General features: G+C 54.9%; 1 protein-coding gene. It reads left to right on the top strand.

Annotated elements, in window-relative coordinates; genetic code table 11:
- Positions 1–235: DUF932 domain-containing protein (locus IBT54_RS25010; RefSeq protein WP_201253340.1), on the top strand; the 235-nt coding region annotated here is incomplete at both ends.

Raw genomic sequence — 235 nt, 5'->3', positions numbered from 1 at the left:
TAAATATGACGGAAAAGAGCCGCCGGTATCCGCTGAGCGTATTATTCAGCCGCGTGCCTGGTATGACAAAGGCACCGACCTGTGGACCGCGTTCAATATCGTGCAGGAGAATCTGATTAAGGGGGGTGTGCCCGGCAGAACGGCGAAGGGAAAAAGAACCACCACTCGTCCGGTAACCGGCATCGACGGCGATATAAAGCTGAATCAGGCGCTGTGGAAAATGGCGGAGGAGTTC

It is taken from the genome of Pantoea sp. S62, assembly GCF_016658625.1.
GTDB lineage: Bacteria > Pseudomonadota > Gammaproteobacteria > Enterobacterales > Enterobacteriaceae > Pantoea > Pantoea vagans.
The sequence above is the reverse complement of the archived record's forward strand: the minus strand, read 5'-3'. Positions and strand labels throughout refer to the sequence as shown.